Here is a 12,238-nt window from a genome sequence, read left to right on the forward strand (position 1 = left end):
CCGGGTCAGTACTTGGGCCCGACGTGGGCGTCCATGAGAGCGACGGAGGCTTTGCGGGCGACGGAGATGTTGAACGGGTTGCCGTTACGGGTGCAGTGCGTCCACTCGATGCCGAGCTTGTCCAGGGTGTCGGTGTACAGCCGCCGGATGTCGTCGGAGACGTTGGTGAAGAAGTACCGGGGATACTCGTAGCGCTTCCGCTCACCGGCGACCGTCCGGGTCGTCCAGTTGGTGATCCGACAGCCGTCGGAGTGGATGAGACCGCGGATGAATTCCCAGGGGTGGGCGTCGACGATGGCCTGTTGCCAGGGTTCGAGGGCGATGCGACGTTCATGCTTCTTGCCGGGGCCGTGTTGGGGGAACAGGCAGTGCAGGTGCTTCGAGTAGACCTTCACGTTGCTGCAGCCGGTTCTGCGGACACGGCAGGTCGAATTCGCGGGGAAGACCGCCCGCATGGCCGCTTCGCAGGCGTCCATGAGACCGGGCCATGACTCTGTGCAGGCGATCATGAGGTTGGGTACGCGGTGCTCGGAGTAGTGGCTGATGTGTCCGTCCCCGAGATACAGACCCAGCAGATAGGAATAGGCGGGCTCGTCCAGATCCCGACCGTCGCACCGGGGGCATTTCGGATCGTGGCGCCCGGGGCACTCGCCGCGCTTCGCGCGGTCCAGATGCTTCCAGTAGCCGACCGTCCCCAGTGGCACGTTGAGGCTACGGGCCACCTCCGCGTTCCTCGCGCCCCCGCGCAGAAGAGTGATGGCCTTCTGTCGCACGTCAGTGCCATGGAAATTCATGCGACCACTGTGTGTCGCTGACGGTGACCGTGAGCAGCAAAAAGCGGAGAACCACGCGAACGTGATCCTCCGCTTCTGATCTTGTGGTGCCCGGTGTGGGATTCGAACCCACATGCCCAAAGGGCACGGCATTTTGAGTGCCGCGAGTCTGACCAGTTCCTCCAACCGGGCAAGTCAGGGGACCGATGAGCAGTGTACCGGTTCACTGTGGGGCCTTGCTGCTAGGTACGCTGCTTGGGAGCAGTACCGGCCTGCCCCTACCAAGGAGCCCACGTGAGTGCCCCCGAGTCGCCCCAGCCTGTTGACGTGCCTGAAGAGGACAAGTCGCACGTGCCTCCGTTGACGACGCGGGTCGTCATCGCCGAGGACGAGGCGCTGATCCGGCTCGATCTCAAAGAGATGCTGGAGGAGGAGGGGTACACCGTCGTCGGTGAGGCCGGGGACGGTGAGCAGGCGGTGGAGCTGGCTCGTGAGCACCGGCCCGATCTGGTGATCCTGGACGTGAAGATGCCGAAGATGGACGGTATCTCCGCGGCGGAGAAGATCGCGGAGGAGAGCATCGCGCCGGTGCTGATGCTGACCGCGTTCTCGCAGCGCGACCTGGTGGAGCGTGCCCGGGACGCGGGTGCGATGGCGTATCTGGTGAAGCCGTTCAGCAAGACGGATGTCGTGCCGGCGATCGAGATGGCCGTCTCGCGGTTCACGGAGCTGAAGGAGCTGGAGAAGGAGGTCGCCGACCTCACGCTCCGGCTGGAGACGCGCAAGCTGGTGGACCGGGCGAAGTCGATTCTGCAGACGGAGTACGGGCTGTCGGAGCCGGCTGCTTTCCGGTGGATCCAGAAGACGTCGATGGACCGGCGGATGTCGATGCAGCAGGTTGCGGAGGCCGTCATCCAGGACGCCGACGAGAAGAAGGCCAACAAGGGCTGAGGACAAGACGCCAAGAGGCCCGCTTCCCTTCCGGACCGGAGGGGGAGCGGGCCTCTTGGCGTACGGGCCGGGACCTCAGTCCTCGCCCAGGTACGCCTTGCGCACCGACTCGTCGTGGAGCAGGTCCTGCCCTGTTCCGGAGAGGACGATGTTGCCGACCTCCATGACGTGGCCCTGGTCGGCGAGGGAGAGCGCGGCCTGGGCGTTCTGTTCGACGAGGAGGATCGTCGTGCCCTGGGACTTGAGCTCGGAGATGGTCGCCATGATCTTCTGCATCATGATCGGGGAGAGGCCCATGGAGGGCTCGTCGAGCATGAGGAGCTTGGGCTGGGACATGAGGGCGCGTCCCATGGCGAGCATCTGCTGTTCGCCGCCCGAGAGGGTTCCTGCGGCCTGCTTGCGGCGTTCCCCGAGGATGGGGAAGAGGTCGTAGGCGCGCTGGATGTCTTTTTCGATGCCGTCCTTGTCCTTGCGGAGGAACGCTCCGAGCTGGAGGTTCTCGGCGATGGTGAGGCGGGGGAAGATGTGCCGGCCTTCGGGGGAGTGGGCGAGGCCGAGGGCGACGATCTTGTGGGCGGGGACCCCGCTCAGCGGCTTGCCGTCGAAGAGGATCTTCCCGGAGGTGGGCTTGAGGAGGCCCGACAGGGTGCGCAGGGTGGTGGTCTTGCCGGCGCCGTTGGTGCCGATGAGGGTGACGACCTGCCCGGCGTCGACGCTGAAGGAGATGCCCTTGACGGCTTCGATCTTGCCGTAGGAGACCCGGAGGTCCTCGACCTCGAGGAGTGCGGTCACTTGGCTTCTCCCTTGGTGCTGCTGGTGGTGCTGGGCGCTTCCGCGGCGGCTTCGGCGGCCTCGACCTCGGCGGCTTCGGCCTCGCCGGGGTCGCCTTCGAACGGCTCTCCGAGGTACGCGGCGATGACGCGCTCGTCGGCCTGGACGACGTCGGAGGTGCCTTCGACGAGCTTTTCGCCCTGGACGAGGACGGCGACGCGGTCGGAGAGGTTGAAGACGAAGCGCATGTCGTGCTCGATGAGCAGGACGGCGATGCCCCGGTCGCGGATGGCGAAGACGAGTTCCTCGGTGGCCCGTGTCTCCTGGGGGTTCATGCCGGCGGTGGGTTCGTCGAGGAGCAGCAGGCCGGGTTCGGAGGCCATGGCGCGTGCGATCTCGAGCTTGCGCTGCTCGCCGTAGGGGAGGTTGCGGGCGAGGTGGTCGCGCTTGTGGGCGAGGCCGATGAACTCCAGGAGTTCCATGGCGCGTTCCTCGCTGGCGCGTTCGGCCTTCTTGAAGCCGGGGCCGCGCAGGAGGGCGGACCAGAGGCCTTCCTTGGTGCGGGTGTGGCGTCCGACGAGGACGTTTTCCAGGACCGTCATGTTGGCGAACAGGCGGATGTTCTGGAAGGTGCGGGCGATGCCGGCCTGGGTGACCAGGTGGGGCTTCGGGGGGAGGACGGTGCCCTTGTAGGAGACGGTGCCCTCGGTGGGGACGTAGAGGCCGGTCAGGCAGTTGAAGAAGGTGGTCTTGCCGGCGCCGTTGGGGCCGATGAGGCCGACGATCTCGCCGGCGTTGACCGTGAAGTCGACGGAGCGTACGGCGGTGAGGCCGCCGAAGCGCATGGTGACGTCGCGTGCTTCGAGTACAGGTGTGGTCATGTTTCTTACGCCCCCGCCTTGGTGACGGCCGGTTCGTCGGTCAGCGTGGTCTGTTTGGGTACGTCGAGTTGGCCGGTCTCGTGGAATTCGAGCTGGCGACGGCGGTTGGCGATGATGCCTTCGGGGCGGAAGCGCATCAGGAGGATGAGCGCGATGCCGAAGGCGAGGAGCGACTTGTCCTGGAGGAAGACCAGCTTCTCGGGGAGCAGGTAGAGCAGGGCCGCGCCTAGGAGCGGTCCGGCCACGGTGCCCATGCCGCCGAGGACGACCGCGGCCAGGAGGAACGCGGAGTTGGGCGGGGTGGAGCCGGCGAACTGGTACGGCGTGGGGACGACGCTGTAGGTGACGTGGGCGCTGACGGTGCCGGCGAGGCCGGCGAGGGAGGCGCCGAGGGCGAAGGCGACGAGCTTGACGCGGAAGCCGTTGATGCCCATGGCGGTGGCGGCGGTCTCGTCCTCGCGGATGGCGATCCAGGAGCGGCCGATGCGGGAGTCCGCTGCACGCGTGTAGACCAGGACGACGATGGCCATGATGAGGACCATCAGGAGGTAGTAGTTGGCGAAGCGGCCGAGGGTGAATCCGCCGATGTCGTGGGCCTGGCCGAAGTTGAAGCCGAAGAAGTTCAGGTCGGGGATGTTGGCGATGCCGTTCGGGCCGTTGGTGACGTCGGGTCCGGAGTCGCCGTCCATGTTGTTGACGGCGATGCGGAAGATCTCTCCGAAGCCGAGGGTGACGATGGCGAGGTAGTCGCCGCGCAGTCGCAGGGTCGGGGCGCCGATGAGGACACCGAAGACGAGGGACGCGGCGGCGCCGGCCAGGGCGGAGGCCCAGAAGGGCAGGTGGACGCCGGAGATGGTGGAGAACTCGGAGCCGGAGACGAGGGCGGCGGTGTAGGCGCCGACGCCGAGGAAGGCGACGTATCCGAGGTCGAGGAGTCCGGCGAGGCCGACGACGATGTTGAGGCCGAGGGCGACGGTCCCGAAGATCAGGATGTTGACGCCGATGTTGGCGTAGTGGTCGTCGGTCTGGGTGAAGGGGAAGGCGATGGCCGCGGCGAAGCCCATGGCGAGGGTGAAGCTGCGGTTGGCGGCGACGAGGGCCGAGAAGCGGTCCATGAGGCCGGCGGTGTGCAGGGCCCACATGGCGAAGGTGACGACGAAGAGGTAGCCGATGAAGAGTTCGCCGTACTCGGTGTCGATGCCGTAGGTGAAGACGCCGAGGCCGATGATGGTGACCACGGTGATCACGGCCCGCTGGATCCAGGGCGCGGTGGCCTGAGCGGCGGGGATGCGGTCGGGCTTGGCGACGTAGGCCTTGAGGGTTTCCTTGGTGCCGTCGGTGCCGGTGCGCTCCTGGGGGAGGGCGAAGGCGCCGAGGACGGGCAGCAGGGAGGCGACGGCCGCTATCCAGCCACCGGGTTCGAGGTTGACGACGCCGCCGAGCTGGGCGCTGATGGCGATGACGGTGAACCAGGTGACGGTGAATCCGCCGAGTGCGGTGAGCACGAGGGGTGCGTTGTTGCGGGCGGGCAGCAGCCAGCCGAGTCCGCGGACGCCGTAGGAGGCGAGGGCGAACAGGGCGGTGAGGAGGCCGGCGGTGAAGGTCAGCCACTGCAGGCCACCGGGGTAGCCGTTGAAGGTGAGGTCGCCGGGGAATTCGGCGGTCCAGGTCCAGGCCAGGTACGCGGAGGCGGCGGTGGCGATGCCGCCGGCGAGCAGCAGGGCACGGGCGGCCGCGGTGGGCAGCGGGAGGAGACCGCGCGGGGCGGGCGTCGGGGTGGGGACGGCGTCCGGTGCCGGGGTCTTGGTCGTCTCGGTCATGTGATCACGCCCTGTCCGCGACGCGCTCGCCGAGCAGGCCCTGTGGCCTGAAGAGGAGCACGAGGATGAGGAGGCAGAAGGCCCACACGTTGGCCCAGCTCTGGCCGCCGAGCTGCTGCATGCCGGGGATCTCGTCGATGTAGGCGGAGGCGAGGGTTTCGGCGATGCCGAGGACGACGCCGCCGAGCATGGCGCCGTAGATGTTGCCGATGCCGCCGAGGACGGCCGCGGTGAAGGCCTTGAGGCCCATCAGGAAGCCCATGCGGTAGTCGACGTTGCCGTACTTCAGTCCGTAGGCGACGGCGGCGACGGCGGCGAAGAAGCCGCCGATGGCGAAGGCGATGACGATGATGCGGTTGGTGTCGATGCCCATCAGCTGCGCGGTGTCGGGGTCCTGCGCGGTGGCCTGCATGGCGCGGCCGGTGCGGCTGCGGCGCACGAAGATCGCGAGGGCGGCCATGCAGAGGACGGCGGCGAGGATGAGGAAGACGTCGGCGTCCTTGATGGTGACGGAGCCGATGTCGTGGGTGGCGTCGAGGCCGGGGAAGGCGCGGGCGCGGTCGGCGCCGGGGTAGAAGTTGCGCACGACCTCCTGGAGGGCCAGGGAGAGGCCGATGGCCGTGATGAGGGGCGCCAGGCGTGGGGCTCCGCGCAGGGGGCGGTAGGCGAACCGTTCCGCTCCGACGGCGATGAGGATGGCCACGAGGGCGCCGCCGATGAGCATCAGCGGTACGGCGAGGACCATCGAGGTGCCGTCGGGGAGGATGTAGAAGTAGACCGTGAGGGCGCCGAAGGCCCCGGTCATGAAGATCTCGCCGTGCGCGAAGTTGATGAGCTGGACGATGCCGTACACCATCGTGTAGCCGATGGCGATCAGCCCGTACATCGAGCCGAGAAGCAGCCCGTTGGCCAGCTGCTGCGGCAGGGTGTTCACCGCATGGCCTCCATGTCGCTGGTGGTCGTGTGCACTGGATGTGTGCGTGGTCGTGTGCTGTGTGGGGGTGTGGAAACGGGCCGCGCGGTCGGGGTCCTCCTTCCGCGCGGCCCGTGGTGCGGCGTTGTGGCGGGCCGGGTTACTTCAGGTCGGCGGTGCCGGTCTCCACGTCCTTCCAGGCACCCTTCTCGACCTGGTAGACCGTCAGCTGCTTGTTGGTGGTGTCGCCGTACTGGTCGAAGGAGATCTTGCCGGTGAGGCCTTCGAAGTCGGACTTCTGGACACCGTCGACGACCTTGGAGCGCAGGTCGTTGATGTCGGTGGGCACCTTGCCGCCGTTGGCGTCCGCCGCGGCCTTGACGGCCTTGATGATGGCGGTGGTGGCGTCGTAGGCGTAGGCGCCGTACGCGCCGTAGTCGCCCTTGTAACCCTTGTCCTTGTACGTCTGGATGAACGTCTTGGCCGCGGGCAGGGTGTCGGCGGGGACACCGATGGCGGTGGCGAGGTCACCCTCGGAGGACTTGCCGGCGGCCTCGATGTAGGTCGAGGCGAACATGCCGTCGCCGCCGAACAGCGGGATCTTGACGCCGGCGTCCTTGAGCTGCTTGGTGATCAGCGCGGACTCGTCGTACTGGCCGCCGTAGTAGAGCAGGTCGGCACCGGAGTTCTTGATCTTCGTGACGAGGGAACCGAAGTCCTTGTCACCGGTGTTGACGTGGTCGGTGCCGACGACCTTGCCGCCGAGCTTCTTGTACTGCTCGTTGAAGATCTTCGCGAGGCCGGCGCCGTAGGTCTGCTTGTCGTCGACGACGAAGGCCTTCTTCTTCTTGAGGCCGTTGTACGCGTAGCCGGCGGCGAAGCTGCCCTGCAGTTCGTCGGTGGTGGCGGTGCGGAAGTAGGTCTTGAACGGGCGCTTCTTGTCCGTCTGCCAGTTCTTGCCCTGGGTCAGCTCGGGCGCCGTGTTCGCGGGGGAGATCTGGACCATGTTGGCCGAGGCGAACACCTGCTGCATCGTCTGGGCGACGCCGGAGTTCAGCGGGCCGACGGCGCCGACGGAGGTCTTGTCGCCGACGATGCTGGTGGCGTTGGACTGGCCGGTGGCGGGCTGCGCCTTGTCGTCCAGGGCCTTGAGCTTGAACTTCACGCCCGGGACCCAGTTGTTCTTGTTGGCGTCGTCGACGGCGATCTGGGCGCCGTACTGGATGCCGAGGCCGGTGGTGGAGTTCTCACCGGAGAGGGGGGCGTCGACGCCGATGGTCAGCGTGGTGCCGCTCCCGTTGTCTCCGCCCTTGTCACCGCTGTCGTCTCGGGAACCGCAGGCGGTGAGAGTCAGAGCTCCGGTCGTGAGAACGGAGGTAAGAATCACCAAGGAACGCTGTCGCACAATCAGTCCTTTCACAGGCAGGCCCCGCCCTGGTCGGGGGGTGAGTGCCGCGCTGGTACCGAACTCCCGATGGAGCGGTGACTGGCCGTGACTCTAAGCCCGGGGTAAGGGCAGGGTCAGCGGCGCGGGCTCGCTTGTGACTTTCTTGTTATGACGGGGTGGATGCCTGGTCTCCACGGCGGGCCCTCTCGGCGGGTTTGGTGGATTTTCGCCGAGGTCCGCATTCTGAGAACCCGCACTTCCGGTTGGCCATGGCTGAGATCGTGCGGTACTGGGACCGCACGGGGCCCGGAAGGGATCGGAAAGGGCCCGGGCGTGGGTGCGGCCGGATCGCGAAGCTGTGGTGGTGTATTGCGCGCGCGTTACGGAGCGTTACGCCGAGAAGGGGATGGCCGGTATCCGGGGGGAAGCGCCGAGTAATCGGAAACTGCGATTTCTGCGGTGATGCGGCGGGGCGTGGGCGCCCGGGGGGGGTGAGTACGGGGACGGCTCGAGCGGCCCGGGGGTGGGTGGGGTGAGAGAGCCTGCGGCTGGGTCGCGGCCTGGGCGGCGAGCGCGGTCGGTTGCGAGGACCGCCGTTCTTCGCTGGCGCGGCAGCCGGTTCCGGTGGCCGGCGAGCCGCTGTGCCGGGCGTGAGGGGCTGATGCCGACGGGCGCTCGATTCTGCGCAGGTTCGGTCGAGTTGGCGGTCAACGGGGCCGAAGACGCAAGGTGCCCCGCCGCTTCGCCGGGTGGGCGATGCGGCGGGGCCTCGGCTTGCTTCGGTACGGGCTACGGCAGCTTCACGAACGGCGAGAGGAAGGCGCGGGCACCGGGGGTGTCCAGGCGGTACGTCACGTTGGTGGCGTAGCAGGGGGTGTCGCCGGTGATGGTGGTGGCGGCGAGGATCCTCTTGCCGCCGATGACGGCGAAGTTGGGTCCGCCCGAATCGCCATAACAGGCGCCGCCGTTGCCCTGGGGCGCGGTCATCGCGAGCCGGGCCCAGGAGTCGTTGAGGGCGTTGAACGTGACGGGTGCCTTCATCCGGACGCCGCCGCCGGGGTGGGTCTGGCCGCCGGGGCCGTTGACGGCCTCCTGGGTGCCGTATCCGGCGACGAGCCAGTCGGTGTCGTTCAGGCCCTGCGGGCCGAGTCTGCCGAGCTGGTCCGCGGTGGGCAGGGTCGCGGGAGTGAAGCTCCAGCGGGCCTTGACCTGGGCGGCGGGCAGCTGGATCACCGCGATGTCGTGGGTGTCGGAGGCGGGCCCCGGGTATGCGGGGTGGGTGTGGGCGGTGCCCGGGACGGCGACGGCTGCGGCCTGCGCGGCCGGGTTGCCCGGGTACTTCTTCGCGGCCGCGTCGAGCCCGGACTGCACGTCCTGGTCGAGGGAGACGTAGAACCGTACGTTGTCGGGCCAGTCCGAGGTGCAGTGCGCGGCGGTCAGGAAGGTGTCCGCGTCGATCATGGTGCCGGAGCAGACCCAGTCGACGCGGTCGGGTGTCGCGGGGGCGCCGTCGTCGTCCCAGGTGGCCACGAGCGCGCCGACCTCGGTGCGTTCGGGTGCGGGGGTGGCGTTGTAGGAGTTGATGGCGGAGGACGGCAGTGCGGTGGCGAGCACGGTGGCACAGGCCGCTGCGGTGACGGCGAAGGCGCGTACGGAGGTCAAGAGAAACCCTTCTACGGGTGGGTCGGGTCTTCTCCTGTGGGGGTGGACGCCAGTGAAATGCCCGGAGGGCGGTCGCGACAAGAGCGCGCCCGCCCCTCCAGGGTTTTCCCTACGTCGGTGAGGACGTCGGTGAGGACGTCGGTGAGGACGTCGGTGAGGACGCCGGTCGATGCGCCGGTCGATGGGGTGGTCAGTTCGCGGCGCGGATGAGTTCCTCGTCGCCCGGCTTGACGTCGCGCAGGAGGCAGGTCAGCCGGGCCGTGCACACCCTTTTGTCGTTTTCGTCCGTGATGACGATTTCGTACGTGGCGGTCGACCGCCCCCGGTGCACGGGCGTGGCCACACCGGTGACCAGCCCGGAGCGCACCCCGCGGTGGTGGGTGCAGTTCAGGTCGACACCCACGGCGATCTTGGAGCTGCCGCCGTGCAGCATCGACCCGATCGAGCCCAGGGTCTCGGCCAGCACCGCGGAGGCCCCGCCGTGCAGCAGCCCGTAGGGCTGGGTGTTGCCCTCCACCGGCATGGTCCCGACGACCCGGTCCGCCGACGCCTCGGAGATCTGGACGCCCATCCGGTTCCCGAGGTGGCCCGCGGAGAACAGGGCCAGGAGGTCCACGCCGAGCGCGGCGTACTCGTCGATGACCTCTTGCGGGAACTTCACATGCTGCTGCTCACCCATCGGGCCCGGCTCCGTTCGTCCTCGTCACTCGGCTGCCTGTGTCACTGAGCGAACGCTCAGTCGGTTGCCGATTGTTCCAGACGCACCACCACGGACTTGCTGGCCGGGGTGTTGCTGGTGTCCGCCGTGGCGTCCAGCGGCACCAGAACGTTGGTCTCCGGGTAGTAGGCGGCCGCGCAGCCCCGGGCCGTCGGATAGTGCACGACACGGAAACCGGGCGCCCGGCGCTCCACGCCGTCCTTCCACTCGCCGACCAGGTCGACGTACGACCCGTCCGCGAGCTTCAGGGTCCGCGCGTCCTCGGGGTGGACCAGCACCACCCGGCGGCCGTTCCTGATGCCCCGGTAGCGGTCGTCGAGGCCGTAGATCGTGGTGTTGTACTGGTCGTGCGAACGCAGCGTCTGCAGCAGCAGGCGGCCCTCGGGCAGCCGCGGGTACTCCACGGGCGCGGCGGTGAAGTTGGCCTTGCCGGTGGCCGTGGGGAAGCGGCGCTCGTCGCGCGGGGCGTGGGGGAGCGCGAAGCCTCCGGGGCGGGCCACGCGCGCGTTGAAGTCCTCGAAGCCCGGGATGACGCGCGCGATGCGGTCCCGGATCGTCGCGTAGTCCTTCTCGAACTCCTCCCACGGGGTGCGGCTGTCCTCGCCGAGCACGCGGCGGGCCAGCCGGCTGACGATGGCCGGCTCCGACAGCAGGTGCCGGCTCGCGGGCTCCAGGCGCCCCCGGGAGGCGTGCACCATGCCCATCGAGTCCTCGACCGTCACGAACTGCTCGCCGCTGCCCTGCAGATCGCGCTCGGTGCGGCCGAGTGTCGGCAGGATCAGGGCACGCGCCCCCGTGACCACGTGCGAGCGGTTCAGCTTCGTCGACACGTGCACGGTCAGGCGGGCCTGTCGCATGGCCGCCTCGGTGACGTCCGTGTCGGGGGACGCCGAGACGAAGTTGCCGCCCATGGCGAAGAAGACCTTCGCCTCGCCGTCACGCAGGGCGCGGATGGCGCGCACGACGTCGTAGCCGTGCTCACGCGGGGGCGCGAAGCCGAACTCCCTCTCCAAGGCGTCCAGGAACGCCGGGGCGGGCCGCTCGAAGATGCCCATCGTGCGGTCGCCCTGCACGTTCGAATGGCCGCGCACCGGGCACACGCCCGCGCCCGGGCGGCCGATGTTGCCGCGCAGCAGCAGGAAGTTGACGACCTCCCGGATCGTGGGCACGGAGTGCTTGTGCTGGGTGAGGCCCATCGCCCAGCACACGATGGTGCGCCGCGAGCCGAGAACCATCCCCAGGGCCTTCTCGATCTCCCCCCGGGTCAGGCCGGTCGCCGTGAGCGTCTCGTCCCAGTCGGCGGCGCGGGCGGCCTCGGCGAACTCCTCGTAGCCGTGCGTGTGCTCCCGCACGAACGCCTCGTCGACCGCGCCGTCCGTCTCCAGAATCAGCTTGTTCAGCAGGCGGAACAGGGCCTGGTCGCCGCCGATGCGGATCTGCAGGAACAGATCGGTGAGTGCCGCGCCCTTGACCATGCCCTGGGGGGTCTGCGGGTTCTTGAAGCGCTCCAGGCCCGCCTCGGGCAGCGGGTTGACGCTGATGATCTTCGCGCCGTTGTCCTTGGCCTTCTCCAGCGCGGACAGCATGCGCGGGTGGTTCGTCCCCGGATTCTGCCCGGCGACGATGATCAGGTCGGCCTTGTAGAGGTCCTCCAGAAGGACGCTGCCCTTGCCGATGCCGATCGTCTCCGCCAGGGCCGAACCGGACGACTCGTGGCACATGTTGGAGCAGTCGGGCAGGTTGTTCGTGCCGAACTCGCGGGCGAACAGCTGGTAGAGGAACGCGGCCTCGTTGCTGGTGCGGCCGGAGGTGTAGAAGACGGCCTCGTCCGGGGAGGCGAGCGCGTCGATCTCCTCGCCGATGATGTCGAAGGCCCGCTCCCAGGTGACCGGCTCGTAGTGCGAGCCCCCCTCGGGGAGGTACACGGGGTGGGTGAGCCGGCCCTGCTGTCCCAGCCAGTAGCCGCTGCGGCCGGCCAGGTCGGCGACCGGGTGCGCGGCGAAGAACTCGGGGGTGACCCGGCGCAGCGTGGCCTCCTCGGCCACGGCCTTCGCGCCGTTCTCGCAGAACTCCGCCTTGTGCCGGTGCTCCGGCTCGGGCCAGGCACAGCCGGGGCAGTCGAAGCCGTCCTTCTGGTTCACGCTCAGCAGCGTCAGCGCGGTGCGCTTCACGCCCATCTGCCGCTGGGCGATCCGCAGCGTGTGCCCGATCGCCGGGAGCCCGGCGGCCGCGTGCTTCGGCCCGTCGACCTGCGGCGCGTCCTGGACCGGATCACTCTTGGGCGGCTTCGACGCCATCGCACATTCCCCTTCGACTGCGCTGTGAGGTAGGCCTCCGCATCCTCGCACGCAGGGGTGACAGC

General features: G+C 68.6%; 10 protein-coding genes and 1 tRNA gene. 1 reads left to right on the forward strand and 10 read right to left on the reverse strand.

Annotated features, from left to right (window positions below):
- Positions 1 to 5: 5 nt before the first annotated feature.
- Both FDO69_RS10075 and FDO69_RS10080 read right to left on the reverse strand, forming a co-directional pair.
- Positions 6 to 794 (reverse strand): hypothetical protein, encoded by a 789-nt coding sequence (locus FDO69_RS10075; RefSeq protein WP_104779421.1) that lies wholly within the window; start codon positions 792 to 794, stop codon positions 6 to 8.
- 84 nt (positions 795 to 878) lie between these two features.
- Positions 879 to 965: transfer RNA gene (locus FDO69_RS10080), tRNA-Leu, on the reverse strand.
- 102 nt (positions 966 to 1,067) lie between these two features.
- On the opposite strand from FDO69_RS10080, the gene FDO69_RS10085 reads away from it, so the two are divergent.
- On the forward strand, positions 1,068 to 1,724 hold the full coding sequence (locus FDO69_RS10085; RefSeq protein WP_104779422.1) for an ANTAR domain-containing response regulator: 657 nt from the start codon (positions 1,068 to 1,070) through the stop codon (positions 1,722 to 1,724).
- Positions 1,725 to 1,799: 75 nt separating this feature from the next.
- On the opposite strand, the gene FDO69_RS10090 is transcribed toward FDO69_RS10085, so the two are convergent.
- The 8 genes from FDO69_RS10090 to FDO69_RS10125 form a co-directional block, all read right to left on the reverse strand.
- Positions 1,800 to 2,516 (reverse strand): ABC transporter ATP-binding protein, encoded by a 717-nt coding sequence (locus tag FDO69_RS10090; RefSeq protein WP_104779423.1) that lies wholly within the window; start codon positions 2,514 to 2,516, stop codon positions 1,800 to 1,802.
- Positions 2,513 to 3,376, reverse strand: a complete 864-nt coding sequence (locus tag FDO69_RS10095) for an ABC transporter ATP-binding protein (protein ID WP_104779424.1) — start codon at positions 3,374 to 3,376, stop codon at positions 2,513 to 2,515. The genes FDO69_RS10090 and FDO69_RS10095 overlap by 4 nt, the downstream gene beginning before the upstream one ends.
- 5 nt (positions 3,377 to 3,381) lie before the next feature.
- A complete protein-coding gene (locus tag FDO69_RS10100) occupies positions 3,382 to 5,196 on the reverse strand; it encodes a branched-chain amino acid ABC transporter permease (protein ID WP_104779425.1) in 1,815 nt (604 codons plus the stop codon).
- 4 nt (positions 5,197 to 5,200) lie between these two features.
- Positions 5,201 to 6,130: a branched-chain amino acid ABC transporter permease gene (locus tag FDO69_RS10105; protein ID WP_104779426.1), complete on the reverse strand. Its 930-nt coding sequence runs from the start codon at positions 6,128 to 6,130 to the stop codon at positions 5,201 to 5,203.
- A 139-nt stretch (positions 6,131 to 6,269) separates the two neighbouring features.
- Positions 6,270 to 7,499 (reverse strand): branched-chain amino acid ABC transporter substrate-binding protein, encoded by a 1,230-nt coding sequence (locus FDO69_RS10110; protein ID WP_104779427.1) that lies wholly within the window; start codon positions 7,497 to 7,499, stop codon positions 6,270 to 6,272.
- Positions 7,500 to 8,285: 786 nt separating this feature from the next.
- A complete protein-coding gene (locus FDO69_RS10115) occupies positions 8,286 to 9,158 on the reverse strand; it encodes a trypsin-like serine protease (RefSeq protein WP_104779428.1) in 873 nt (290 codons plus the stop codon).
- A gap of 190 nt (positions 9,159 to 9,348) precedes the next feature.
- On the reverse strand, positions 9,349 to 9,837 hold the full coding sequence (locus FDO69_RS10120) for a PaaI family thioesterase (protein WP_104779429.1): 489 nt from the start codon (positions 9,835 to 9,837) through the stop codon (positions 9,349 to 9,351).
- A gap of 56 nt (positions 9,838 to 9,893) precedes the next feature.
- Complete coding sequence (locus tag FDO69_RS10125; RefSeq protein WP_104779430.1) at positions 9,894 to 12,173, reverse strand: FdhF/YdeP family oxidoreductase; 2,280 nt, start codon at positions 12,171 to 12,173, stop codon at positions 9,894 to 9,896.
- Between the last annotated feature and the right edge of the window lie 65 nt (positions 12,174 to 12,238).

The organism is Streptomyces tibetensis (assembly GCF_007655005.1).
Lineage (GTDB): Bacteria > Actinomycetota > Actinomycetes > Streptomycetales > Streptomycetaceae > Streptomyces > Streptomyces tibetensis.